Raw genomic sequence first — 25,855 nt, 5'->3', positions numbered from 1 at the left:
TTCGCGGAGGTCGGGAAGGAATATTATTGTGGAATCTTTAGTGAGTATCGGCTTAAATGGCGGGTTGGAGCCTGTTTTTTGGGCTTGAATCAAGCGCGGTTTTATAAAATGCTATTCCCTGAGAGCGCGGACGTAAAAGAATTTGTTTCTTGCTTGGGAACTGAGTTCGAGGCTGGTGGCGGAAGTGGCAGTCAGTTCCGTCCAACCAAGGCTGGCAGGATTGAGCGGGATATCGGATTGGAAAACCTGGTAGGACAGGGCGTTGGGCACAGGGTCCCAGCTCAGAAGAACGCTTTCGGGATGAAGCTGCTGGATGCGGAGAGCGGGTGGAGTAATCACAACTCCCGGTGTTATAACGAGATGAGAGACAATGAGTTCCGCTTCACTGGCGTCTGTGGGAGACAAGCCGCTCATCAGCCAAAGATTGATGTGCAGAAGCATTTCGGGAGATTCGGCAGGGTTATCCGCTCCGGTGTAGTGCCATTGGTCGATGATGAAGCCGTCATCTGAGGCTTCGGAATAGTGCCCGTGCAGGCTTTGAAAGTCGATATAATCCGGCTGCCAATTGAAGGAATGTGAGGTCCAGGAGCCTTGCAAGTCCATTGCAAAGGCGCGGTTATTTCCTTGATGGTAATAGGGTTGGATGCTGTAGCTGCCGCAGGGATAATCGGGGTCTCCCCAGCGTGAGAATTCGATGTCGATTTCGTGGTCGTCATCCTGATAGAGAAAAAGCCCTGCCACCACGTTGGGGTCATAGAGGTCAACCTGGCTTTCCAGCCAGAAAAGATAGTTTCCCCAGCCGGCGGGCGCGAGGGTCCAAACTTCGGCGCAATGCCACAAACCATCAATCTGACGGATTTTCAGGTGAAGCTTGCCATTTTCATCCACCCAAACGCTTTCGGCGGAGTCTGAAAAATGGTTCGGCCCGGGACCGTAATGGCCGGATTTGACCCACCAATCCATACCCGCGAAGCTGATTACACGCCGGTTTGCAGCGCCAAGCGCCACCGAGAGCAACATTAAAACCAGCAGGAGGCAGAAACCTTTGTCCAAAACTCTCATTTTTCGTTCCTTTGAAACAAGGCCGGAGCTTTGAGGGCTCCGGCCACGCTTCGGGCTTTTTGCCCAGTTTATATTGGTTTTGTTTTTATTCCACAGGCAGGAAATTCAGCAGGAAGTTTACCCCCAGGCTGGAGAGGAGGGTTCCAACCAGCACGCAGACCACGATGAGCAGCTTGAAATAGTCCTGCGCCTTCAGCATGCTCACCAGTTCGATATTTCGGGAGAGGTAGGCCGACGCGGCGTAGAATTCTTCACCGATGAGAGTGTAGTCGCAGGTGGTGATGAAGAAGGGAATCTGGGTGATGGCGTCGGAGGCGGCGATTTGGATGGCGCCGGATTGGTTTCCGGTTTCGGTCATCAGCAGGGCTTCTGCGTTGAAATAGCCCATGTAGAAGATGGTTGCCACCTTTTCGCGCACGGTGATTCCATTCACCGCGGCGCTGAACGCGAACTGGGAATCGGAGACGAAATAGATGTCATCAGGGTTGTAGGCGTCGGAGCGGCCGGCTTCGTTGTAGGCAGTGAGAACCATTTCCTGAGCCAGGGGCAGAACAAGGTAGTCCACATGCGGGGAGATGATGCGGATGTCATATTCAGCGGTCTTTTTGGCAACCTGGTTCAGAATCATCATCGCGGAAATGGTGCAAGGGTCACCCAAAGTTCCCCAGCCGGGCACAAACATCACGGGACGTCCCATCTCGGTGGCGCGGCCAATGGCGTTGTCCAACTCTTCCAAACCCGCGATGGGGCGAATGTAGAGGTCAAAGCGGCGGGCACGGTAAAGCGCCACAACCACCATGATGCCCATCACGATGGAGGCAATGAGGGTTGCCCATTTGCTGGTGTCGAACCATTCGTTTTGGGGGTATAGAAATTCGGGTTTTTTGTTGGGGTCGTGGTCTGGCAGGTCTTCCTCATCGCTCCAAACTCCCTGACCATCGGTCACCAGAAGTTTGTAGGCATAAGAGCGGGAGTTTACATCCAATTCTTTACGCATGATTTTGCGCCAGGCGCGGTCGGATTTGGCATCTTTTCCCGCCAGGTAGGAGGGGTTGGAAAGCACGAATTTCTGTTGTGCCAAAAGAGCTTGAAGTTGCTGAGCGGCTTCCTGGGTTTTGGAGCCTTCACCCTGAGCGTCTTTTTTCAAGGCTTTGATTTGGTCGTTCAACTCAGCCATTTCGGTTTCGGTATCTTCTTTGAAGAGGGAAGGTGCAAACATGGCGCCGGTTTCTTCATCGATTGCCACCAGGAAACTGGGGTCCACCAAAATGAGATTGGTTTTAGGGTCAATCGTGATGAGCTGTAGGGTTTCGGAATTGAGGTAGGAAATGGTGTGGTCATAGGACCTGGAAAGCGCGCCAATGCGCATTCCGGGGCTGAAATCGCCGAGACGGTCGCGGCTGAAGATGTCGTAGTAGATATTATTTAACACCTGACCATGATTGCTGAGATCGCCACCCATAAAGCGGCTGGAAGAGCTGTCCCAAGAGACAATCTGGGATACCGCCACATCGGAGAACTTCTTTTCCCCAACCAGGAGGGCGCTGATTTCAACGCGGAAATCCTTGTGAGGGTCCCGGTCTTTGGGGAAATAAACCCAAATGGTTTTATCCGGATGGGTTTCAATCACTTCCTTGAGCAGAGTGTCATCCGTGTCGAAAAAGCGGAAACGCAGTTTGGAAATGCTTTGGTGTCCGTTTTCGGAGATGTCATAGTTCAGGCGCAGCTTGGTGTTGGCTTTATTTTTCCAAGCGGCTTGGGACACAAAGGCGAAAGGTCTGCCAAAAGAGATGATGATATTGTCGCCCTTGTCGTTGGTTTTATCCAAAATCTGATAGTGGGGAAGCTGGGGCAGTTCAGTGCTTTTTGTTTGCACGAGTTCGTGTCCCACAGCGGCATTCTTAAATCCCATGTTGTCCATGTAAGTGATTACCGGGATGTAGTTTGCCAGGTTTGTTTCCGAGGGAATCTGTCCCAAAAGCTCCTGGGGCCCGGCTTTGGCGTAAATCACCTGTCCGCGGTATGGGTTGGGGATTTGCGCGATGGGGATGGAGGCAGCCTGCCAGGAAGCGTGGAAAACCTCGTCCGGTGCGCTGGCATTGGCTTCTTGGTCCGCGTTGAAATTGGGTAATAATGATTTGGGCATCAGCCAGGTTTGCCAAACAACGATGTCCGTTCCGCCCTGAGGTGGAATCCATTCGAAGCGGAATTCGTTTTTATCCGTCAGATATGAGGAATAGAAAATGGCGGTGGAATCCGGACGATTATTTTTAGCTTTGGCGTGCTTCACCTGGGTGGCGGGCAGGTATTTTCCTGTTTCGGTTACGGGAACCACGCAATAGTAATAGGGTTTTTCGTCCTGGAGGCGGGCAACAATCACATCGAAAGAGGAAAGTCTGTAACCGGCAAAAACCTCGTTTTCATCCTTGCCTTTCATCTCAATCCGCTTGGCTTGATTGTAAAATTTATTGCTGGGGATGGAGCCCAAGACCAGGTAATGGGGCAGAATCTGAGCCAAAAACTTCGGGTCGCGGGGGATGGATTTGAAGAGCGTGGTTTTGTCTGCAACCTGCTGTTTTTCGGCTTTCAGCTTAGCGGGAGCTGTTTCAAATTCGATTAGCAGGCCAAAACCTTGATCTGTGTAGTTCAACGAGCCGCCAACCACGCCCACATCGGGGTCCACTTCGATTTTGCTGAGATAAAAGAGGCTGTCCGGGCTGTGGCCACGATAGATGTTATATTGAATCACGCGCTGGGATTTGTCCAGAGGCGTCCATTTCAATTGTATCCCAGCACCTTCGTCGTTTGGAATGTCCTCCACGGTAAACTCTTGGATTTGGGCTACTTTTTTAGCGTCGTTGCCGCATCCGGATAGGAGCAGCAGCGTTGCCAAAGTGGCCAAAATCAGTGCGAATATATTTCTGCGCATCAGAAGGCTCTCAATATTTTATTGGTTTGAAAAAACTAAAGGGGGGAAGCCATGCTGGTCTTCCCCCAAAAGAGGAAATCATCAGAACCAGGCCTGTTTTATGGCCATGAAAACGTCGTTTACCAGGAACTGGATTCGCCCGATTAACAGCGAAATACGCGCCATCACGGTGAGTCCGAAGGAGGCTCCGAAGCCCACCATCATGAACCATTTTCCGATGTCCACAAACTTTCCATAAACCCCGGTGTGGGCCTTGGAAAAGAAGAAATAGAGCAGCACGGCGATGGTTCCGATGAAGATGAGCGCCAGGTTCACACTTTCCAGCGGCACCATGGCTTGGCGCATCTGCACCAGGATGCTGTTGTGCATCGCCAAAGCCACAGAGGCGCCAACTCCCATCATCGAAAAGGCAATGGGATAGCGCGACAGCCAGCTCAGTTTGCGGGAAAAGCGCAGCAGATAGAACATTCCAATGATGCTGGGAATGATGAGAATCCATTCATGCTTCAGGAAAATGGGCTGCACAAAGAAGGGGATGAAGGTGCGTTCGTAAACCAACACCAGCGAATATCCCAGGGAAATTCCCACCAAAAGCTGTTCGGACATCTGATAGAGCGGGTTATCCTTGTAGAGGAACGAGAAGATGCAGAGGGTGAAAAATGCACCCACCAGATTGCTAAAGAGTTCAAAGGTCATGATATGCTCCCTTTATTTCTTGCCTGTGCGGGCGCGTTGTATGAAGTAGCCGATGTTTCCGATCAGGATGAACGCGATAATCATCATGTGGGCAACTGATTGGGCGTTCATGCCGATGCGGGCGACCTTGAATTTATATGGCGTGTTGCGCGTCATACGGTTCAGCGCGCTCCAGGTGCCGGACTCAAAATCGTCCTCTTTCAGCTTGCTGACATCGATTAATATTTTGCCGTCGGATTCTGTTTTAGCCTGGCGAATCTTTGCCTGGTCGGTCAATGATTGTGTGGTGACGAAGCTTTCAAACTCCGCGGAGGTGAATTTGGCTTCGGTTTGGGTGGTAATCTTAATCAAATCCTGAATATCGGATTTTTCCAGAAGGTCTTCGCTGAAGGGGCGGCCTGGCACGTGTTTTTTACCGCTGGCATCCACGTAGGGGATAAGTGGTTGACCCGGTTCACGGTAGGCGGCAAAGACATCCACCAGTTTTTCATATTCAGCGGCGCCCTTGAGGCCTGCCAGCATGCCAATGAATTGGCCGGTTTGCAGATAGGGATATTCATCCGCTGCCATCACAGCAGTGACGCCCACGGCGATGTTTGTGCCAAATTTGGGACGGGCGTAGGCAAGCCAATAACCACCTGCAACCGAGCCGGAGAATTCAATCACCAAGTTCATCTCGGTGTAGTTTGTGATTCCTTTCATGATGGGCAGGTTTTCCACTTTGCGCCCTTCGGCGTCGGTGGGAACCGCGGTGGCGATGTTATCACCCATTCCAATCACGGTGGCCATAATCAGCGAAGCCGGGATATAGCCAAAGTTGCAATAGTCCGTTCCGCTTTTGATGTGGGGATATTCTTCCTTGACTGTGTTGATGGCCATGTCAATGATGGGCGCACCTTGAGGAAGGAAGGACAGAAAAAAGACCTTCACGTTGCGTTCAAAACAGTGGCGGATGATGGCAACCTGCATGGGATAAAGTTCCGACATGGTGGAAGCATCGTGATAGAAGCTCATCAGGATGGCGCGGTCTTCACGTCCCGCGAAGGAATCAATCATTTGATAGACATTTTCCGTGGGCGGCGAGGTGACGTTGTCGGAGTTGTAGGGAAGCATCAGCGGAATGATAATCGCCAGCGCCACAACGATATAAACCCAGCGGCGGTCAAGCTTTTGGATGCGTTCAAACAGGGTGAGTTTTTCTTCCATGATCAATCTCCTCCCAGATACGAGCGTTCAATTCCCAACAGGATTTTCAGGGTGGTGGCAACGCTGCCAAGACCCACGCCCAACATGATGCCACGTTTTGAGGCAAGGTTTGGAACGTCCAAAATCCACTGCGAAATATCAGGCAGATGGCGGCTAATTTTCACGCCGAGGGGAACCTGGGCCAGCATCACGATGATGGCGGCAATCAGCAGCACTGTGGCTTCAGCCGAGCGGGCTCGGAAAGCCTTGTAGGCCGCTGATGCCATGTAAAACGCCAGAAGCGAGAACATCGTGGAACTCATCGGCATTTGCAGGTTTTCAAACAGCCACATGTACAGGCCGCCTTTTTGGGTGCCTCCGATGAACCCGGCCAGTGAGGTGGCAATGAATCCGGCAAAGAAAAAGAAGCTGTATTGCCATTTTGGAGCCTTGCGGCGGATTTTGCCATAGTGCATCATGGAGAGGCTCATCACGCCCAAAAGCATTCCAAAAGGAGCCATGGCACGAGCCCAGGGCAGGTAGAAATCATAGTAGAAAACATCCTGGAGCAATCTGTGGGGCACAAACACCCAAGCCAACCAGATGAACCCTCCAAGGATTACGACCAATAGCGGTATGGTTTTCTTCATTAGGGACCTCTTTTATTTTAAAGGGAAAAATTGCATCAATCCGGTCATCTGGAAGCTGGCCAGAACGGCACCGGCAATAATGAAAACAAGGATCAGGAACTTGAAATAGTCCTGAGCTTTCAGAGTGCCCAAAAGCATGGGCTCGCGGTTCAGGTATGCCGAAGCGGCATAAAGCTCTTCGCCGATGAGAGTGTAGTCGCAGGTGGTGATGAAAAAGGGAATCTGGGTGATGGCGTCTGAGCCGGCAATCTGCACGGCGCCAACCGCGTTTCCGGTTTCCGTCATCAACAGAGCTTCGGCGGCAAAGTAGCCCATGAAAAAGTTTGTGGCCATACGTTCGCGGATCATGATTCCGTTCACGCCTGCCACATAGGCAAACTGCACGGACGTGAGATAGAAAACGTTGTCCTTCTCATAGCTGTCCGGGCGACCCACCGCGTAGTGGGCATCGCGCACGATTTCCTGGGCGATGGGCATCACAATGTAGTCGTAGCAGGGAACAATCAGTTTGGTATCATATTCCGCCGCTTTTTTGGCGACGAGGCTGAGGATGCCCATGGAGGCCAGAGTGGCGACGTCGGAAAGGCTGCCATTGCCCATGCAATACAGCATTGGACGTCCCATTTCTGTGGCACGGCCGATGGCGTTGTCGATTTCCTCCAATCCCGCAATGGGACGCATGTAGAGATCCTTGCCTTTTTTGGCGAGGTTCACAAAAATGACCACCATGGCACCGAAGATAATCACGGCGAAAAGTGAGATTAATTTGTTCCAGTCGAACCAGTTGGAAATGGGCGCGTAATAGACATAATCTTCATTCAAGGTGTCTGGAGCCGCTTCCGTGAAAAGTCCCTTGCCATTGGTGCGGAACATCGTGTAGTTATGTTTGCGCTGTTCCGGTTCGCGCACTGAAGACACAAGCCTCATCAGCGCGCGGCTGCTTTTGGCTTTCAATGCTTGCGCGAACAGCGGATTCTTTTCGTAGGCTTCGATTTTTGCCTGGAGAGCCTCAATCTGTTTTTCGCCAGCTTCAATCTTTGCCGCCAGTGTCAACGCGCCTTCCGGGTTGGGCATGGCGAGGGCTTTTTGGTCCTCAGCCAGTTCTTTTTTCTTATCCTGCAGATCTTTTTTCAGGTTTGAAACGGTGTTTTTGGCTTCATCCAGATAGATGCTGGAGTACAGCAGGCTTTGGCTGTCATTATCCAGGGTGAAATCTATCTGCGAAGGCAGCAGGGCAAGGTCTTGGGCCTTTTCGCCTGACGCGAGTTTGCGGGAAAAACGCTGGCCGTTCATATATGTGAAAAGTGTATTGTCTTTCACGAAGTTGAAGCCCAGCACTGGCTGACCAACTTTTGCGATGTAATTCACCGCCACGTCCAGGTTGTTTTCGTAGGAAGTGTTGGTCTTCACCTGAGTGAAGGAACTGCCACGGTAGCCTTTGCGATACACCACGTTTTGCATGGTGGAAACATCCTGACCGTTCAGGAAAAGCTGACGCGTGGGCATGTAGGCCACCATCACCGGATCTGGCTTCAGATATTGCACCAGTTCATAATTTTCCACCAGGCGTGTCTTTTCATATACGATGCGCCCGTTTTTGGGGTTAATCTTATAGGGCTGGCTGGCAATGGTGATGCGCACCTTCAGACTGTCCTGGGGAAATTTTTGTCCCTTGAGAGAATACTTTTCGGGGATATTCAGGTGGATGATGTTGTCCTGATGAAATTCGTTTATGGTTGCAAATGGTTTGTCTTTTCCGGGTTCATAGAAGTCAAAATAGATGTTTTTCAGCTTTTGGCTGTCGGTTTTGTTAATCTCATAGTTTATCTTCAGTTTGGTGCCCTTGCCATTTACGGCGGAAGTTTTTGTGATGGATACCACAGGCTCCTGCCAAATGACGGAAATGCGGTCACCTTTATCCATCGGTTTGTCTTCCACACGGAAAACCGGGGTTTGGGGCAGGTCGCGGCTGTGAGCCAAAACAGGCTGTGAGGGTTCACTGAATCCTGATTGATTTCTGCCACCATCGGTAAACTGAATCACAAAATGGGAATCTTTCAAACCTTCCCAACTGCGAGCGATGCCCATGGCTTCAAATTGGGCAAACGGCAGGACACAGTTGTTTTTCAAAGCTCCACCGCCCACGGGGCCTCTCGCCACGGAGATGGTGTTTTCCCGGTTGGGGGTTTCCAAATTACCAAGCATCAGGATTTCATATACTTGGATATCGTCGTGGCTGATGGGATATTCCCATTCAAAGCGGAGTTCCTGCAGGTCTTCGATGGCAGCGCAGTAGAGGCCGGGAGAGGCTTCTGGCGGATCATCATCCGGGGTTCCGAACACGGGTTTGGATATGCCAAGATACTGTCCACGCTCGTTCACAGGGACAACCGTGTAATAGTATTTGATCGGTTCAGGGCTTTCACTCCGGCTTTTTAAGGAAGCCAGAATGGTCTGCTGGTTGAATTGAACCCCGGCATAAATGCTTTCATCCTCCGGATTTGCCGATCTTGTTTTCTTGGTTTTGTAATAATAATCTTTGGCATCCATCTGCGTGAAAAGATTGTAACATTCGCTGAGGCGGGCCATGATTTCGGCATCCCGTGGGACGCCCTGATACAAAACACTGCCCTTTGCTCCGCGCTCGTTTTTCAGCTTGCGGGGTGAATCCAGGCTCACCAATGGATTGTAGCCGCTGTCAGAATAGAACATTTCATCCGTGCCAACGCCGGTTTTGACGTTCACCTGCACCGCGGCGAGGAAAAACAATGTGTCTGGATGGACTCCACGATAGACGCGGTATTCCTGAACTCTGCTTTCCTTGGGTAGTGGTTTCCAACTCAGCATCAGGCCGTCGCCGCCGTCACCGCGAATATCTTCAACCTTGAGGTTGCTAACGGTCTGTTTGCCAAGCTTTTTCTGATCCGCACCAGAGGGTCCGCTACAGCCAAAGGCCAGCAGTCCGAGCAGCACGATCAAAGCTAAAGCACGTATGTGCAACTTCATACGCAAACTCCTATACCATTTTAAACATTATTTTCAGTTTACATTGCATCACCTATAAAACGCCATAATTGTCAAATGCTTTTTTTGTCTAAGGCGGATTTGACTTGATTTATACAGATATATTTTCATCTTTTTGACAAAAATCGCCATCGCAAGAGAGATATTTTGACCGATTGGAAAAAGGATTTTGTCCCCTCCAGATGTTTTTATCCGGAAAAAGAAAAACCCCCTCGAAAGGGGGCGTTAAAGGAGGTGGTGGGTGATACTGGATTCGAACCAGTGACCTCTACGATGTGAACGTAGCGCTCTAACCAGCTGAGCTAATCACCCCAAAAGAAAGGGTGGTGGGTGATACTGGATTCGAACCAGTGACCTCTACGATGTCAACGTAGCGCTCTAACCAAACTGAGCTAATCACCCGCATTGGGAAAACCATCCCAAAAAGCTGCCGATTTTTGTCAATCAGTTTTTCTGGTGGGCTGTTTTTTCTTGCTGTTTGAGAGCTGTGAAAACACTGTGACGAATCAAGTTAAATAAACATGTCGGGATGAGTTATCAACAACACGAAATCAGGAACAATTTATTTTTTATCTGGATTAAGCATCAGGATGGTCTCAGTCTGGCATTGGGAACGGATTTTTGGGGTCGCTCTTGCTTGCCTCCTTATGTCTCCCTTATGTTTCAAAGGATAACCATATGCGACATATAGGTTTAAGCACTTGCGGGGTGTTTTACAACAGACTCGTTCTTATATTTATGGAAGCAGTCGAATGATTTGGTCTTTCCGATATTCCCACCGTGTTGTGGCTCTTGTGTAACCAAATAGCTTCCAACGAAGTTCCCATATAGGGCTTGGGATGATAATGAGAAGCTCTTGAGGCATGAATGAGCCAGGCTCAAGGAGGAAAGCGCGATGGCAGCTCAAAGCTTTAAAAGACGGAGCTTTGTGACATTATTGCAGCCTACCCGTCCAAGCGTGTGATTTTCGCCACTCAGCCTGAGATTTATATTTCACGTAATACACCTTCAAATCTGCCTGGGATTTATATTTAACGAATTTCACCGTGAAGTCGGCACTGCTTTTATAGCGCTCGAAAAACCAGATGCAGTCCTTGTTTTTGGCGGCGGAGCGGTATTCATCCACATACACGCAGATGTCGGCTTCGCTTTTATATTGGCAAACCCAGATATTGAGATCGGCCTTGCCGGTGTCCATCACGTAAACAGAACCGGCAAAGGCGCTTACGGCGAACAAGGCAAGCAAAAGGAACAGCAGTTTTTTCATTTTCATCACCTCCTGATTTGGTTTTCTAAGTTTAGAAGGCTTGCTTTATTTGTCAACCAAAAACTGCCCGGAGAGGAAAAACTCACAGCCAAGGGGGTGCCTATATAATGAATACCAAAAATCAGTTGGGGAGATTTTTCTTGACAGAAAAAAGCACTTGGGGCTTGAGTTAATTTTGGCTTCGGATGCGTCGGAGCCATAATTTAGCGTTCATTTGAGAGCCAAGGAGACGATATGACTACTTGCCTGAAGGCTTGTTTTGATTTCTTTGTTTTGGGAACCATTTCCCCAAGTTTTCTGTGCCTGAAAGGGTCGGACTTCAACACTTTTAAATCCCGGTTAAATAAATAGATAAACATAGATTAGGAGACCAAAATGAAATGCCCCGCTTGCAATGCCATCAATCCAGACCACGCCATTTTTTGCAAATCATGCGGAAAAGCGCTGCGCTCGAACTTGCGCACCTGTCCGAATGGCCACGACTACGATGCCAGCTTGCCTGCCTGTCCACATTGCCCGCCGGCTCGTGATAACCTGGGTTTGCAGCCCACCGCCAGAATGGGTGATGACGTGGATAAAACCCGGTTGGATACCTCCAAAGCACGCCTCCAGCCAGGACACGCCGCTCCTTCTGCCCCAGCGGACGACAAAACTGTGATTCTGGGAGCAGAACCCAGCGAGCCTGAAGCTGAATCAGGCTCTGAAGCCAAACCTCGTCCCCAGGCAAATCGGATGCTCACGGGTTGGCTGGTGACCTTCGACATCGATCCCATGGGACGGGATTACAAGCTCTACCAGGGACGCCACATCATCGGTAGCGCGCAAAACTGCGACATTCGGCTGTCCATACCCGGTGTTTCTGCCGAACATGCTGTTCTGCTCTGTCGTAACGGCAAATATATCATCGAAGACAACCTTTCCTCAAACGGTACTTTCGTGAATGGCGAGATGATTGAGGACAAGGTTTATCTGAATGAAAACGATATTATCCGCATCGCCACGGTGGATTTGAAGCTTAAAACGGTTTGAGGTGCATCATGCGTAAACTGCTGACCCTGCTTCTGCTGTTCGCGCCGCTTTGGGCGCAAAATATCAGCATTCATCACCTGCGAACAAACGCGGATGGTTTTCCCAAAGCCGTGCAAAGCACTGTTTTGACGCTGGACGCGGACGACGAACCCCTGCAAAAACTAAACCCGAAAAACTTCAAAATCAATTTTGGCGGCATCGAGGTGGACAGCATTTATAGTGTGAGCACCTTTGAATCTTCCGGGCAGGGGCTTTCCGTTTTGATAAACGTGGACGTTTCCGGTTCGATGGGTGGAAAACCCTTGAACAGCGTGAAAAGCGGTCTGCTTACTTTTATTGATGAAAAACGGCCTCAAGACGAGATCTGCATCATGGCTTTCAGCGAAAAAGCGGAGGTGGTTTGCGATTTTACCACGGATACAGAGCTCTTGCGTAAGAGCATTAATGATCTGAAGGTCAGAAGCGGAGACACATCGCTGTATTACGCCATCCACAAAGGTTTGGACCATCTGGGCTCAAAAAAACCGAAACACGATGGGCGCTACATGATTCTGTTTTCGGACGGAAAAGAAGAAAATCCAGCCGAAGCCTACACCTTGGAAGAAGCCTTAAAAACATCCAGGGCAAAGCATTTGCCCATTTTTACCGTGGGCTACACCAAGGTGGAAAAACAGTTTTTGCAATATATGGAAAGAATTGCCGACGAAACCGGCGGCAGCTATTACCACGCGCCCAGTCCCGAGAGTTTGAACAAACACTTTTCCAAGGTTCAGCGCCAGATATTGGGTTCCTGGATTCTCAACTATCCTGTTTTCAATCTGGCTGGCGATGGCAAGCTTAAAGATTTGAATATCACTCTGCAGGTGGGCGAAAACAGTGCCAGCCTGCATGAACCTGCTCAGGTATTGGTCCCTGTGGAGGAGGCAATCCAACCGGAAGACTTGGATTCCGATGGCAAAAAAGGCTTTCCACTGGGATGGATTTTGGGCGCGGCAGCTTTCTTGCTGATTGTCGTCGGGCTTTTGATATTCCTTTTAAACAGGCAGAAGAAAATTCGCCAGACCGAGGAAAGACGTCGGCTTGAGGAAGCGGAACGACAGCGCCGTGAAAACCAGGAGCGTGTGGAGAGAGAACATCGGCTTGAGGAAGATCGTATCAGGCAGGAGCAAACCCGCCGCGAAGAAGAAACCCGCAGGATTAAGCCTCCGGAGCCAATGGATCGGGAACGCACCGTGATTCTGGACCCCGGCGGCGCTCCGGTGGGTGGTTTTTCCGAACTGGTTTTGAAAGTGGTTTATGGCACAGAGCAGGGTCGCAGTTTTAGAATTGGAAAAGAGGGAGCCAGCATTGGCCGCTCACCCGGAAACACAATCGTGATGAACGACTCAACCGTGTCTTCCCAACACGCGCGCATTTACTGGGCCGACGGACAATTCTTCATTGAAGACCTGGGCTCGATGAATGGGACGCATGTGAGCGGTCAGAAGGTCAGCATCTGCCGTATTGATCCGGAAGCAACATTCAAGCTGGGCTCGAACGAAGGCCGTTTTTATTTGGTCTGAGGTTTTTTATGAAGCCGAACGCGGTAAACAGATTCACGATCAGCAACCTCACCGATGTGGGTATGAAGCGTGAAAGCAACCAGGACTATTACGGAAAATTCAGCGGCGATTTTGGAGAATTGCTTGTTGTTTGCGACGGTATGGGCGGCTACAGCGGTGGCGAGATTGCTTCCCAGGTGGCGGTGGAGACCATCGCGTCCCACTTTCAGAAATTGGGCACGGATTTTCAAGAAAACGACGAACTTCATCAAGCTCTGAACCTGGCTCAACAAAATATCGCCGCCCACGCGCAGCAAAACCCCGACATGTCTGAAATGGGTACCACGGCGGTTATTTTGCTCATCCGCGGAGAACGCTATTGGATTGCCTGGATTGGAGATAGCCGCATCTATCTCCGGCGCGGTGGTCAAATAAAACTGATCACGCGAGACCACTCCTGGGTGCAGGAGATGGTGGATCACGGGATTATCTCGGAAGTGGACGCCCACAACCATCCCCGCAAAAACATCATCACCCGTTCCTTGAGCGCAAAACCGCATCCGGCTGACGTGAAGGGTCCATTCCCGCTTTATCGGGACGACGTATTTCTGCTTTGTTCGGATGGGCTCACAGATTATCTAACTCCGCGTGAACTGGATGGTTATCTTGTATTGGAACCACAGCAGGCATGCCGCGACCTGGTTGACGAAGCCAACCATCGTGGAGGCAAAGACAACATTACCGTGCAGATTCTAAAAGTCAATAGCGGAAAGGTTTACAAGTCCGAAACACCCAGGGGGTCATATAATCTCCTTACCCTGATTTTGGTGTTTTTAACGGTATTTCTGGGTTTGGCGGCTACGCTGAGCTTAATGAACACTTTCCACATCGGAGTTTTCAAGGGAAAACAGTACGTGGCATCGCAAAGTGAGAAGATTGTTACGCCGGAGCCGGATTCGCTTCTCGCTGATACTCTGAGGGTTCCAGAAGTGAAAGAGGACAAAAAGGAAGAGCAAAACGCGCTAAAACCCGAACCAAACAATAAAGATAACTCCGGGGATAAAAAAGACCTTCGAGGAAACCCAAAAAGATGAGAAAATACATCAGCATACTTGCCTTGCTGGCAGCCTTAATATTGTTGGGTGGATGCGACAAAAACGAGATCAACAAGCTGGCTCGTCTGGAGCGAGACAAACTGGAACTTCAAATCCAGGAGCATCTGGGGCAGGATTATTCTATTGAGGAGTTTTTCATTCAAAACGAAGGCTACAGCAATGGCAAACGCAGGTATGAAATGGACTATCAGGCCCGGCTGAACAAACCAGCCCTGGGTTTTGGACCGCAAATTCTGCCGGGGCATTTGACCTTCGAAAAGAGAAACCGCCAATGGCAATGTGTGGCAAATGAGATTGACCTGATCGAACTTTTGAAGCTTCCTCAAGTGGGAGAGACAAGCCAGGAGAGCGATCTTATGGGTCTAATCGAAGGATTGGCCGGCTTGTCCAGCGAATTGGATAAACGATTGCTGGATATGACGGCGCTCAGCATCGAAGAAGAAAATGAGATTGGTGCCGAGCTCCGGCAAAAAATCCTCCGGGAAGTTGGCAAAGGTGGAACCTCAAAATTCGATGTGCAGGGCGTCTTCCGCAAGATTAGAGCCAAATCATCCCGCCGGGACTTGGCTTGGCAGTGCGACGTGACAGCGGATCGTGATTTTAACGCTTTTGCCGTGGCAGGCGGAAAAACCTTTATCAATATGGGGATGTTGAATGCTTTGGACCGTGAAGACGAGCTCGCTTTTGTGATTGCCCACGAAATCGCGCATAACGACCTGAAGCACTGCGTGGAAAAAATACAACACTCCGTGCGGGCTGGGAAGATTAATCCGTTGTTTGGGGAGGTGGTCGGAATTGCCTACAATATCTATAAACACCCTTATTCCCAAGAAATTGAATACGCCGCGGACAAGCGGGGAGTGGAATTGATGACCGCTGCGGGATATTCCAAACAGGGTGCCATTTCCTTTTTCCGCAAGCTCCAAAAATATGAACCCACTGAGGAAAATCCAAATATCCAGGCCATCAACGATTTCATTTCCACCCATCCCACCGCGCAAAAACGAATCGAACGCATCGAGAAGATGTAGTCCTTTTTGGGATTAGTTTTATGAACGAGAAACGTTTCTATTTTCAATTCTACTGGTGGCACAGCCTCCTGATTCTATTGATTTTAGCCTTTGGTTTTCTGCTTTGGGCCAGCACCTGGGATTTTGAACCGGAGGTGGAACCCTCTCTCACGGTGAATCCAGAAAAATTTCTGACGGATCCTGCGAATGTTCTCGCATTTTCTTTGAAAATCACGAACAAGGCTCGGATTGGATATCAGCTTGAACCTTTCGAGGTTTCTCTCATCGGTGGTGAAGCAACCTTGTTGAAATTCAATTGCCAGCAGGGATATTACGTTGAAGCCCGTTCTGAAAATCAGGAAATTCCGTTGACGCTCGAGCTTGGCAGTTTTCGGAACCTTTTGGGGCTGTCGTTGAATAAGCTGAGAGTTGAAACGCAGGTTACTGCACGCAAGTGGGGTTTTAGTAAAACAGTGAAGTATACAAAGGAACTGCCGCTGCCCTCTGGATTGAGGCAGTTAAATGAAGCGAGAGAAAAAGCAGAAAATGCTGTGTCCGAATTGCCGAAGACAAATTGATTCTGACTCTGTTTTCTGTCCATTTTGCGGTAAAAAACCAGCGGACACACCTGTTCAAACCAGAGATTCCTATGTAATCGGTCGTGCTCCCGGCTGCGATATTATTCTGGACAACATCAGGGTGTCCAGAAACCATGCCAAGCTGTTTTTGGAAGGGGGAAATTGGGTTCTGCAGGATCTGGGCAGCCAAAATGGAACTTTTGTAAACGGTAAAAAAATTAGCTCCAAAACGGTCAGCCCGACAGATACCATTGTGATTGCGGGCATTCCGCTCAGTTTGGAAGATGTGCTCAAGGCGCCTCCGCAACATCTTTGGACTCAAAAACTGCGTTTGGTGGCCCAAAATCTCAGCTACCGTGTTCCCGAAAAAACGCTCATCGACGACGTTTCCCTCTGCTTCGAGCCTGGGCAATTTATCGGTTTGGTGGGGCCTTCCGGCTGCGGTAAAACCACGCTCATGTTGATGTTGAATGGTTATTTGCGTCCCAGTCGTGGCATCGTGAGGCTGAACAGCCTTTCCATCCATCATAATCTTGAGGCCTTTAAAGGTCAGATTGGCTACGTTCCCCAAGATGACATTATCCATCGCGAACTTACTGTGGAGGAATCGCTTGCTTACACCAGCCAGCTTCGTTTGGGCGACAGTCTTTCCGAGAGCGAGCGCAAAACCCAGATTGATGGTATCATCAAGGATTTGGAGCTTTCCCAGAGCCGCAATGTCCTGATCGGTTCCGCTGAACGCCGTGGCATCAGTGGAGGTCAGCGTAAACGTGTGAATATGGCTCAGGAACTCATCACAGAACCGCTGCTTTATTATTTGGATGAACCCACCAGTGGCCTGGATCCGCGCACCGACCGTGAAGTGATGAGCCTGCTGAAAGGTTTGGCAGACAAGGGACACATTGTTGTGCTCACCACGCATAAAATTGACAGCACAAATTTTGGCATCTTCAGCCATGTCATTGTTTTGGGTGAGGGTGGAAAACTGGCATATTACGGCAAGGCACAGGAAGCCGCGGCATATTTCAAGGTTGAGCAGCCGGAGCAAATCTTCGATGTTTTGGAACGACGCGACAGCCGCGAATTGCAAAAAGAATATCTGCGCAGCCCACAATTCAAAGATATGGTTATCAGAGGCATGGACCAGATCCCATCTGAGAAGGCAATGCAAAAATCCCGCTTCGTGGTGAGCCCTTTCAGCCAGTTTTTTACCCTGGTAAAACGCACTTTTCTGATCAAGGCGCGGGATTCAATGAGCACGCTCATTCTGCTGATGCAGGCGCCCATTATCGGGCTCTTTCTACTGCTGGTGTTTGCCAACAATCAAACCCAGCAATATCTTCTGGCCATGCACTTTATGGCACTCGTCGCCGCCATCTGGCTGGGTTGTTCCAATTCCGCCCGCGAGATTGTTTGTGAACAGACCATTTTCCAGCGGGAAAACAAGGCGGCGCTTGGATTGGGCGCATATCTGGCATCAAAAGTGACGGTTTTGGGCATACTTTGTGCTGTCCAATGTCTGATTATCACCGCCTTCGCGCAACTTTCCTTTTACGATTCCGGAGTTCTGGGTGTTGGGTTTTTCCCCCACTATCTTGTTCTGTTGCTTACCTCTTTCACGGCGATGCTGATGGGTTTGGTGGTTTCCGCAGTGGCAAAAACCGGAGAAGCTGCCATGGCAATCGTCCCCATCATCCTCATTCCACAGATAGTTTTGGGTGGTTTGATTGTCTATTTCAAGGACTTGGGAGGTTTTGGGCGAATTTTGGCAGCACCAATAATCAGTCGCTGGGCGTATGAGCTCATCCTGCTGGTGGATGGAACTCAAGCCGCGGACGGGGTTTTAGGGTTTAATTTGGACAATATCGGGGTTGATCTCGCTGTGTTGTTTTTCCTGGCTCTAATTTTTGGCGGAATAGCTTACACTTTTTTGAAACGGAAAACCAGTCTGAAATAGCTCCCTGAAGTCAGGCGTGCAACTAGCGTAATATCAATTAGATAGCAACTAAAAATGTCATAAAAGGGTCTTTTTTTCTTGACATTCTCCCACATGCCCTTATCATGGTGCCTAAATTTTTAACTGACTGTTATAAAAGTGTTTGAGTGCCTATTCATGAACGTTCTTCCATTGCTGTTCTCAAAGAGGCACCACACAAGGAGACCTGATGACAAAGACCATGACCCGGGCGAGAAAAGTCGCCTGTTATATGCGAAAAATTATTTCTGGGAGCTTGTTCCTGCTGTTGTTTTCCCTTGTTTTGGATACCTGGCCAGGGAAAACAGAAGCCGCATACAACCCCAGAACCTATGCCGAAGCCACCAAAAGTATGGTTGAAACCAGCCGTCAATATCTGGGACGGCCCTATAAGTTCCGCAATCCTCAGGGTAACATCATGGATTGCAGTGGATTTGTTCAATATATCTACTCGCTTCATGGTGTGAGCATTCCCCGCACTGCCAGCACCCAATACGCCAGTTGCCGCAGCATTTCCCTCAGTGAGGCCCAGCCTGGTGATCTCATGTTTTTCCGCGGCACGAACCTGAGTTCCAACAAGATTGGTCACGTTGCCATGGTGGTTGAAAACAATGGCAATGGCCTAAAAATGATTCACAGCTCTTCCCGCGGGGTTGTGATTGACGATTATTACAATAGTTCCCACTATCTGAGGCGTTTTCTCTATGCCGGTCGCATGCCCCAGTTGGAGGCAAAATATCCCAGTTTTGTGGCCCCCACGCGAAACGTGACCGTGATCGGAGTGGGAGATATCATGTTGGGAACAAACTATCCCTCTGCAAACTATTTGCCTCCCAATGATGGACGCGACTTGCTGAACCCTGTGAAACACATCCTTTCCTCGGCAGACCTCACTTTTGCCAATCTTGAGGGGGTGATTCTCAGTGGAACCGGGGTGCCAAAAAAGTGTTCCAATCCCTCCACCTGTTTTGCTTTTAAAAGCCCCGACCATTATGGTGGCTACCTGCGCGACGCGGGAATCGACCTCGTTAGTTTGGCAAACAACCACGTCGGGGATTTCGGCGCATCGGGTAAAAGCAACACTGTCAAGATGTTGGATGAGCTTGGCATCAAATTTGCCGGGCTGAAAGAATACCCCAGCGTCACGTTTACCAAGGATGATATCCGTTATGGATTCTGCGCTTTTGCACCGAACAACGGAACCATGCAGATCAACGATTACAAGGAAGTAGCCCGCATCGTGAAGGAACTGAAACAAAAAAGCGACATCGTGATTGTGTCCTTCCATGGTGGCGCCGAAGGTTCAGACAAAACCCGTGTGAATGGCAAAACCGAATTTTTCCTGGGTGAAAACAGGGGAAATCCGCATGAATTTGCCCGCGTAGCCATCGATGCAGGTGCGGACATCGTTTTTGGACATGGCCCCCACGTTACCCGGGCAATCGATATTTACAAAGGCCGTTTCATCGCTTACAGCTTGGGAAATTTCTGCACTTATGGACGTTTCAACCTTTCCGGAAATCTTGGTCTCGCGCCCATCATCAAAGTGACGGTTACCGGTACTGGTGAATTTGTGGACGCGCAAATCACATCCATCCGTCAGCCTGGAAAAGGCGGACCCATCCTTGACGATGGACATTCCGCGCTGAAAGAAATCATCAAACTCACCAATTTGGATTTCCCTGAAAGCGAACTGGTGATCAGTCAAGACGGCAGAGTTACCCGCAAGAGCGATGAACCCGCCGTCAGCCAACGTTAAACCATGTTTCTGGATTAAAACCAGATTGACATTCAAAATTAGAGCCGGTATTTCACCGGCTTTTTTCATGTTCAACCCAAAAAACTGGATTTGGTCTTGACAGATGATCGGATGATATTAACGTGAAAACAAAAAAGAGGAAGTTTAAATATGCGTAAGCTGCTCACACTGGCCCTGCTGATGCTTTTACTGGCTTCCTGCGGCCACGCTCAAAAAGGCAATGCAATCGAGAAAAGCCCCACCGGAAGGGAATGTTCGGTTCCCAAATCTGCCACCCGCGGTGAAGACTTCATGAAAGCCTTTTTTGGCAATTACCAGGAATTGATAGGTGTTTCAGCCCTGGATCCTTTCAAACTCGACGATCCTGAGCTTCGCCAATGGACTTTTGGCGGCGCAATCAGCGACCTGCTATATGATTGGCATGATTTGGATGCAAGACACCAGGCGCAATTTGAAGCGATAATTAATAAGATACCCTTCCGCTTTTTGAAGCTTTATCACTTTCCCAACAATCAGATGTTGCTGGTTTTTGAAGCTGGCGCCTGGGATTTTTATTCCAGTTCCTGGGGTGGAAGCGGAGCCCTCATGAGCCACAACCTTGGCATGGCAGCCTTCAAGCTTAAATCCGGAGTTTGGCAGCTCACGGGATACAATCTCAACCTGGGGCGTTTTGGCTCGTATTGCACCACCAGGCTTCAGGACAAGCCAATCAAAATTGGAAAAAACGACTATGCTGTGTTATCTAAAGACGTCGGCTATGGTGTTTTTGGCATTGTGGACGGAAACCCTGTCGTGCTTTTACGCATTCCGCATTTCCGCAGCTTTGGCCACGGCGATCCGGAAGATTTTGATTCAGAAATCGTTTTTGAGCCCTCACGCGGGAATTTTTATGATATAGTTGTTAAAAGCAGCGGCAAAAACTGGGATACGGAAGAAAAACTGAACCATTTTCGTCGCTGGGTTTGGTCTAAACAATTAAATAGATATGAATTGAAGGAATCCCAGGGGAACATTCAAAATATCCTCATAACCCCCAATTCCTGGCTTTTGGATGAAGAAAGCTGACCCACAACTCAGTTGTAAAAAACGATAAAACCGCTTGACCAAACCAAGCACCCCCTTGAAGTGGTATCATGGAAAAAAATAGAGGAAAACTATGGCTGGCGCTTCGCTATCTGAAGGGCCAAGGCCGAGGTTTAATCCATCGTTCTCACTGGCTCACCATTGCCGGGATTACGCTTGGTGTCACGGCTTTGATCTGCGTTGGCGGTGTGATGAATGGTCTGCGTGCCGATATTCGCAGCCGGGTAACCAACACGCTCAGCGAAATCAGGGTCACAGCCAGGGATGGCGAGGCTGTGTCCGAATATGAAAGCCTCGTGGATAGTTTGAGTGTTTTGGGCTACAAGGCGGCGCCAGTGATTCGAAATGAACTGGTGATAAAAAAAGGCGATCAGATTTTTTCCACCCAATGTTTTGGCATCGACCCTGAACGCCATTCCCAGATTAGTGCGGCACTTGGACCCAGAAATGTCACCCCGGATGGCAACGTTTTGGGCATTTTGAGCGGTGGAATTATGGACCCGTTTTTCGAGGAAGGTGGCATCGCACTGGGAACTTCACTTGCCACAAGCATGGGTGTCAAACTCGGCGACGAGATTCAGCTTCTATCCCCAGTTTTCGATGTTCCCACGGCTTTTGGGCTGTTGCCCCGGGTTCGAACCATGCATGTGGCAGCCACCTTCAGCACCGCCATGCCAGAATATGACTATTCTTTCAGTTTTATATCCCTGGAGACCGCAAGCTTTTTCAAAAACTATGACGAACAAGTCGATTATATTGAAGTAAAAACCCCTGATGCCACTGCGCCGGAACCACACACAAAACGCATCAAAAATATCTTTAAAGACTGGCAGGTGGATGATTGGGGCGCTTACGATGCCAGTCTCTACAGCGCCATTCGCTTCGAAAAATACCTCATGTTTGTCATCATGCTTTTTATGTATGTGATTGCCAGCTTCAATCTTACTGGTTCGATGTTGAAAACCATTGCCCAGAAAAGACGTGAACTGGGACTGTTGAAGGCTTTCGGTTATCGGGATGGCGATCTCAGTGATCTTTTTTTGCAGCAAGCCTTGATTCTTTCCAGCCTGGGTATTATCTTGGGACTGGTTATTTCCACCATTTTGCTGCTCATACAGAAACATTTTGGACTGCTTTCGATGGGTATGGGCGAGAGTGGACCCCTGCCCCTGCCTGTTGTTTTCAGTTGGAAGGATTATCTTAGCGTGGTGTTGGCTTCTTTTGCCATCACCTTTGTCAGCGTGTTGCTGCCTCTGCGCAGGCTGCACCGGATCAACCCCATCGAGCTGATCCGTCAAACCACATAAAGGAAGGAAAAAATGGATAAAAAAGACCTTTATCTCATGGCATTGACCCAGGAGATTCGCTCCCAGAGGCTATATACTGCCTTGTCAAAAAGTTTTAAAAACCCCGAAAACAGCGCTTTTTTCCGCGAATTGGTACAACTGGAGGAAGCCCATGAAGCAAAGCTGCGCCAAAGCTTTGGTCATGAATTCCCAGACGCTCAACCCGAGCCCAGCGCCATTCAAGATAAAGATTTGCAAAACCTTGATCTTAACGATCCTGTCGCGCTTTTGGAATATGCCGCGCAGCGTGAGACCGATGCCCAGAATCATTATCTGAGCTTTGCCGAACAGGTTTCAGACCCCGAGGTGAAAGAAATGCTTTTGGAGCTTGCCGAGGAAGAAGACAAACACCGCAACCTGCTCCTGGCGGAGGTGCAGCGCATTCAAGGAGCCTTGGCTTGGTTTGACCCCAGCGAGCTGGCAGGCTACATGGCTTTTTGAGTCTTTTTGTGAAAGACGAGCAAACCGATTTTCTTAACTCCGGCGAAAACGGAGAGCGCGACGCTCCTCTGGCTGAACGCTTGCGTCCCAAAAGTTTGGACGAACTGCGTGGGCAGGAGAAGCTGGTGGCTCAAAATTCTCTCCTGCGCCAAATGGTGGAAACCGGAGAATATCATTCTTTCATACTTTGGGGGCCACCCGGAACAGGAAAAACCACCATTGCCCGTGTGATTGAACGCCTTTCAGGGCATCGATTTGTGCAATTCAGCGCGGTGCTTTCCGGAATTGGCGATGTGCGCGCTGTGATGAAGGATGCCGAATATGTTCATCGCCGCAACAACGAGCGCACCATCATCTTCATCGACGAAATCCATCGCTTCAACAAATCCCAACAGGACGCGTTTTTACCCTTTGTGGAGAGCGGCGCCGTTATTCTTATCGGTGCCACCACGGAAAACCCTTCTTTTGAAGTAATCCCCGCTCTGCTCTCACGCTGTCACGTTTTTGTGTTGGAAATGCTTTCCGAGAAAGACCTCCAGGAAATATTGGCTAAAGGTATGAGCGAATTAGGTTTGGAGGAAGACGACGAGGTTTTGGGCTGGCTTGCCCAGCAAAGTGGTGGTGACGCTCGCCGCGCTCTGAACCAGCTCGAGCTGCTGGAACCTTGGTTGAGGGAGAATCCACATCCCCAAGTTAAGGAATTGGCAGCGGTTTTGGAAAAGAAAACTTTATTCTACGACAAAAACCGCGAAGAGCATTACAACCTGATCTCGGCACTCCATAAATCGCTGCGTGGTTCCGACCCTCAAGCGGGTTTATATTGGCTGGCACGAATGTTGGAAGCGGGTGAAGACCCACGCTACATCGTGCGCCGGCTCATCCGTTTCGCCTCTGAAGACATCGGTTTGGCAGATCCCAACGCGCTTCTTCAAGCTGCCGCCGCCAAAGAAGCGCTCACATTTTTGGGCATGCCGGAGGCCAACACCGCTTTGGCACAATTGGTTGTTTATCTTGCCACCGCCCCCAAAAGCAACGCGCTTTACAAGGCTTACGGTCTTGCCGCGGAAGATGCCCACAAAACCAGCCATTTTGGCGTGCCTCTGCACATTCGTAACGCGCCCACAAAGCTGATGGAAGAACTGGATTATGGCAAAGGCTATGAATATGACCACGACCACGAACATGGCTATGCCTACCAGAAATATTTTCCGGAGCAGATGGAAGAGAAAAGCTATTATGTGCCCGGGGAATTCGGTTTTGAAAAGGAAATCGCCAAGCGCATCCAGTGGTGGTTGAAATTGCGCCGCGAAAAAGAGGGTTAAGACGCCTCAGCTTACCTGGGTGCGTAAAGTTTCATCGCCACACTGAAATAGACGACTAAAGCCAAAACGTCCACAATCGTAGTGATGACAGGAGCCGCCATGATGGCGGGGTCCAGCTTGAATTTCCGCGCGATGAGAGGCAATGTGCCGCCAACGATATTTGCGATCATCACTGTGAAAAACATGGCAATCGAAACCGAGAGTCCCAACATCAGATCATGATGAAAAATCCAAATCCGCACCAGATTCACAACCGAAAGCCCCAGTCCGACCAGTAAACTCACCCGTATTTCTTTGAACAGCACCTCGAAAAAATCCTTGATGGTGATTTCGCCCAGCGCCATACCGCGAATCACCAGGGTGGCGGATTGCGAGCCGGCGTTTCCGCCAGTATCCATCAACATTGGTATGAACGCCACCAGGATAAGCATACCATCCATCGCCAATGCACTTTCATAGCGCTGGATAACAATACCTGTGAAAGTGGCGGAAATCATCAAAAACAGCAGCCAAAATATGCGCTTGCGTGCCAGGCTGCCCACCGTGCTGTCCAAGTATTCCGTTTCACTGTGGGAAAGCGCGCTCATGCGCTCAAAGTCTTCCGTGCTTTCATCCACCACCACATCCAAAACGTCGTCCGCGGTGATTATTCCCAGCATTTTACGCTCTGCATCAACCACAGGAATGGCTGAAAACCCGTATTTGCGGAAAAGCTGGGCAACATCTTCCTGGTCCATATCGGTGGGAACGCTCACCACATTTGGATTCACCAGCTCAGTCAGCGGCACGTTGAATTCACTCATCACGATATCACGCAGGGAAACAACGCCTTTCAGCCTGTCGTCTGGATCCAGCATATAGAGGTAGTTGATGGTTTCGGCATCCTCACCGTTCTTTTGCAGGTATTCCAATGTATCTTTCACCGTCATTTGGGCATTCACGGGGACGAATTCCGTGGCCATGATTCCACCGGCGGTTTCGGAATCATAGCTCATCAACTGTTTGATTTCCTGCGCTTTTTCGTCATCCAAAATGGAGATCAGCTCGTCAACTTCATCGTCGTCGATGTGTTCCATCATATCGGCAATTTCGTCTGAAGCCATTTCCGAGATGATGTCTTTTTTCTGATCGGTGGGGAAAAGACCCAGCAATTCACCCTTATCTTCTTCCTCGGCTTCCTCCAGGATACCCGCCAAAATATCGGTGGGAATTCGAACCAGGAGGTGGAAGGGATCGCCCTCATAATCTTCCAGGGCATCCAAAATATCAGCGGGATGGATGTATTCCAGTGCCTCTTTCAAGGCGGCTGGGCTGGTGGTTTCCAAAAACTCAATCAATTCTTTTCCAGTCAGTTGCTTATGCATTCTTTCCTCCCGCTCTTTTTGATTCAATCACACAGTTTCTGAATGCCTGACCTGTCAAGCAAATTATTCCAAAGCCAGGCGAGGACTTGATGTAATGAGGTTGCGAAACGACACCCGAGAAAATATCCTATAAAGAATGTGGAACAAAAAGCTGTAGAAGCCTCCATATATAGAACGAGTCTGTTGCAAATCATTGAACTTGACCCTAAACTTTTGTGTCGCTTATGGTTACTTTTGAAACATAAGGAAGACATAAGGGGGCAAGCAGGCAACCCCAAAATTTGTCTGATGAACGCGATACTTTCCACCAGCTTCAACTATCTGAGTTGCAATGTTTTCGCTGTGGGGATGTTCAAGACTGCCAACATTACAGAATTGAATGTAAACTCATGCGATTCTTTTTTTGTGGATCGAAAGATTTTACTTGACTATTCAACCGATTGGTACAGATTGGTCGAAGAATCGAAAATGACCTTTCC

General features: G+C 49.5%; 19 protein-coding genes and 2 tRNA genes. 11 read left to right on the top strand and 10 right to left on the bottom strand.

Going from position 1 to position 25,855, the window contains the following annotated elements; translation table 11 throughout:
* Window positions 1–111 precede the first annotated feature (111 nt).
* From GX135_01680 to GX135_01640, 9 genes are all read right to left on the bottom strand, one after another.
* Window positions 112–1,062, bottom strand: coding sequence for a glycoside hydrolase family 16 protein (locus GX135_01680; GenBank protein NLN84797.1), 951 nt, complete (start codon window positions 1,060–1,062; stop codon window positions 112–114).
* An 85-nt stretch (window positions 1,063–1,147) separates the two neighbouring features.
* Window positions 1,148–3,991, bottom strand: a complete 2,844-nt coding sequence (locus GX135_01675; protein ID NLN84796.1) for a hypothetical protein — start codon at window positions 3,989–3,991, stop codon at window positions 1,148–1,150.
* 81 nt (window positions 3,992–4,072) lie between these two features.
* Window positions 4,073–4,687 carry a hypothetical protein gene (locus GX135_01670; protein NLN84795.1) on the bottom strand — a complete coding sequence of 205 codons (615 nt, stop codon included), beginning with the start codon at window positions 4,685–4,687 and terminating at the stop codon, window positions 4,073–4,075.
* A gap of 12 nt (window positions 4,688–4,699) precedes the next feature.
* Window positions 4,700–5,893: a hypothetical protein gene (locus tag GX135_01665; protein ID NLN84794.1), complete on the bottom strand. Its 1,194-nt coding sequence runs from the start codon at window positions 5,891–5,893 to the stop codon at window positions 4,700–4,702.
* A gap of 2 nt (window positions 5,894–5,895) precedes the next feature.
* Complete coding sequence (locus tag GX135_01660) at window positions 5,896–6,522, bottom strand: hypothetical protein (protein ID NLN84793.1); 627 nt, start codon at window positions 6,520–6,522, stop codon at window positions 5,896–5,898.
* Between the two features lie 12 nt (window positions 6,523–6,534).
* On the bottom strand, window positions 6,535–9,528 hold the full coding sequence (locus GX135_01655) for a hypothetical protein (GenBank protein ID NLN84792.1): 2,994 nt from the start codon (window positions 9,526–9,528) through the stop codon (window positions 6,535–6,537).
* Window positions 9,529–9,781: 253 nt separating this feature from the next.
* Window positions 9,782–9,858, bottom strand: a tRNA-Val gene (locus tag GX135_01650).
* A gap of 12 nt (window positions 9,859–9,870) precedes the next feature.
* Window positions 9,871–9,948, bottom strand: a tRNA-Val gene (locus GX135_01645).
* Between the two features lie 532 nt (window positions 9,949–10,480).
* Window positions 10,481–10,813, bottom strand: coding sequence for a hypothetical protein (locus GX135_01640; protein NLN84791.1), 333 nt, complete (start codon window positions 10,811–10,813; stop codon window positions 10,481–10,483).
* Window positions 10,814–11,188: 375 nt separating this feature from the next.
* Between GX135_01640 and GX135_01635 the strand changes: the two genes are divergently transcribed.
* From GX135_01635 to GX135_01585, 11 genes are all read left to right on the top strand, one after another.
* Window positions 11,189–11,842 (top strand): FHA domain-containing protein, encoded by a 654-nt coding sequence (locus GX135_01635; GenBank protein ID NLN84790.1) that lies wholly within the window; start codon window positions 11,189–11,191, stop codon window positions 11,840–11,842.
* An 8-nt stretch (window positions 11,843–11,850) separates the two neighbouring features.
* Window positions 11,851–13,404 (top strand): VWA domain-containing protein, encoded by a 1,554-nt coding sequence (locus tag GX135_01630; protein NLN84789.1) that lies wholly within the window; start codon window positions 11,851–11,853, stop codon window positions 13,402–13,404.
* Between the two features lie 8 nt (window positions 13,405–13,412).
* Window positions 13,413–14,477, top strand: coding sequence for a Stp1/IreP family PP2C-type Ser/Thr phosphatase (locus GX135_01625; GenBank protein ID NLN84788.1), 1,065 nt, complete (start codon window positions 13,413–13,415; stop codon window positions 14,475–14,477).
* Window positions 14,474–15,529, top strand: coding sequence for a M48 family metalloprotease (locus tag GX135_01620; protein ID NLN84787.1), 1,056 nt, complete (start codon window positions 14,474–14,476; stop codon window positions 15,527–15,529). Before GX135_01625 ends, GX135_01620 begins: the two co-directional genes overlap by 4 nt.
* A 20-nt stretch (window positions 15,530–15,549) precedes the next feature.
* Window positions 15,550–16,086, top strand: coding sequence for a hypothetical protein (locus tag GX135_01615; protein ID NLN84786.1), 537 nt, complete (start codon window positions 15,550–15,552; stop codon window positions 16,084–16,086).
* Window positions 16,031–18,043 (top strand): ATP-binding cassette domain-containing protein, encoded by a 2,013-nt coding sequence (locus GX135_01610; protein ID NLN84785.1) that lies wholly within the window; start codon window positions 16,031–16,033, stop codon window positions 18,041–18,043. Before GX135_01615 ends, GX135_01610 begins: the two co-directional genes overlap by 56 nt.
* A 646-nt stretch (window positions 18,044–18,689) precedes the next feature.
* Entirely contained in the window at window positions 18,690–19,820 is a 1,131-nt protein-coding gene (locus GX135_01605) for a CapA family protein (GenBank protein NLN84784.1), read from the top strand.
* Window positions 19,821–19,970: 150 nt separating this feature from the next.
* Window positions 19,971–20,885, top strand: coding sequence for a hypothetical protein (locus GX135_01600; protein ID NLN84783.1), 915 nt, complete (start codon window positions 19,971–19,973; stop codon window positions 20,883–20,885).
* A 68-nt stretch (window positions 20,886–20,953) separates the two neighbouring features.
* Window positions 20,954–22,210: an ABC transporter permease gene (locus GX135_01595; GenBank protein ID NLN84782.1), complete on the top strand. Its 1,257-nt coding sequence runs from the start codon at window positions 20,954–20,956 to the stop codon at window positions 22,208–22,210.
* A gap of 12 nt (window positions 22,211–22,222) precedes the next feature.
* Window positions 22,223–22,690, top strand: a complete 468-nt coding sequence (locus GX135_01590) for a hypothetical protein (protein ID NLN84781.1) — start codon at window positions 22,223–22,225, stop codon at window positions 22,688–22,690.
* An 8-nt stretch (window positions 22,691–22,698) separates the two neighbouring features.
* Window positions 22,699–24,012 carry a replication-associated recombination protein A gene (locus GX135_01585; GenBank protein NLN84780.1) on the top strand — a complete coding sequence of 438 codons (1,314 nt, stop codon included), beginning with the start codon at window positions 22,699–22,701 and terminating at the stop codon, window positions 24,010–24,012.
* 11 nt (window positions 24,013–24,023) lie between these two features.
* Here GX135_01585 and mgtE read toward each other — a convergent pair whose 3' ends face one another.
* Complete coding sequence (gene mgtE / locus GX135_01580; protein ID NLN84779.1) at window positions 24,024–25,376, bottom strand: magnesium transporter; 1,353 nt, start codon at window positions 25,374–25,376, stop codon at window positions 24,024–24,026.
* Between the last annotated feature and the right edge of the window lie 479 nt (window positions 25,377–25,855).

It is taken from the genome of Candidatus Cloacimonadota bacterium (genome assembly GCA_012522635.1).
Lineage (GTDB): Bacteria > Cloacimonadota > Cloacimonadia > Cloacimonadales > Cloacimonadaceae > Syntrophosphaera.
The sequence above is the reverse complement of the archived record's forward strand: the minus strand, read 5'-3'. Positions and strand labels throughout refer to the sequence as shown.

Bases quoted from the DNA above. Each gene is read 5' to 3' on its own strand.
- GX135_01655 (NLN84792.1), bottom strand. From the start codon at position 9,528: ATGAAGTTGCACATACGTGCTTTAGCTTTGATCGTGCTGCTCGGACTG.
- GX135_01675 (NLN84796.1), bottom strand. From the start codon at position 3,991: ATGCGCAGAAATATATTCGCACTGATTTTGGCCACTTTGGCAACGCTG.
- GX135_01665 (NLN84794.1), bottom strand. From the start codon at position 5,893: ATGGAAGAAAAACTCACCCTGTTTGAACGCATCCAAAAGCTTGACCGC.
- GX135_01670 (NLN84795.1), bottom strand. From the start codon at position 4,687: ATGACCTTTGAACTCTTTAGCAATCTGGTGGGTGCATTTTTCACCCTC.
- GX135_01620 (NLN84787.1), top strand. From the start codon at position 14,474: ATGAGAAAATACATCAGCATACTTGCCTTGCTGGCAGCCTTAATATTG.
- GX135_01605 (NLN84784.1), top strand. From the start codon at position 18,690: ATGATTCACAGCTCTTCCCGCGGGGTTGTGATTGACGATTATTACAAT.
- mgtE (NLN84779.1), bottom strand. From the start codon at position 25,376: ATGCATAAGCAACTGACTGGAAAAGAATTGATTGAGTTTTTGGAAACC.
- GX135_01610 (NLN84785.1), top strand. From the start codon at position 16,031: ATGAAGCGAGAGAAAAAGCAGAAAATGCTGTGTCCGAATTGCCGAAGA.
- GX135_01590 (NLN84781.1), top strand. From the start codon at position 22,223: ATGGATAAAAAAGACCTTTATCTCATGGCATTGACCCAGGAGATTCGC.
- GX135_01660 (NLN84793.1), bottom strand. From the start codon at position 6,522: ATGAAGAAAACCATACCGCTATTGGTCGTAATCCTTGGAGGGTTCATC.
- GX135_01630 (NLN84789.1), top strand. From the start codon at position 11,851: ATGCGTAAACTGCTGACCCTGCTTCTGCTGTTCGCGCCGCTTTGGGCG.
- GX135_01615 (NLN84786.1), top strand. From the start codon at position 15,550: ATGAACGAGAAACGTTTCTATTTTCAATTCTACTGGTGGCACAGCCTC.
- GX135_01680 (NLN84797.1), bottom strand. From the start codon at position 1,062: ATGAGAGTTTTGGACAAAGGTTTCTGCCTCCTGCTGGTTTTAATGTTG.
- GX135_01600 (NLN84783.1), top strand. From the start codon at position 19,971: ATGCGTAAGCTGCTCACACTGGCCCTGCTGATGCTTTTACTGGCTTCC.
- GX135_01635 (NLN84790.1), top strand. From the start codon at position 11,189: ATGAAATGCCCCGCTTGCAATGCCATCAATCCAGACCACGCCATTTTT.
- GX135_01640 (NLN84791.1), bottom strand. From the start codon at position 10,813: ATGAAAAAACTGCTGTTCCTTTTGCTTGCCTTGTTCGCCGTAAGCGCC.
- GX135_01595 (NLN84782.1), top strand. From the start codon at position 20,954: ATGGAAAAAAATAGAGGAAAACTATGGCTGGCGCTTCGCTATCTGAAG.
- GX135_01625 (NLN84788.1), top strand. From the start codon at position 13,413: ATGAAGCCGAACGCGGTAAACAGATTCACGATCAGCAACCTCACCGAT.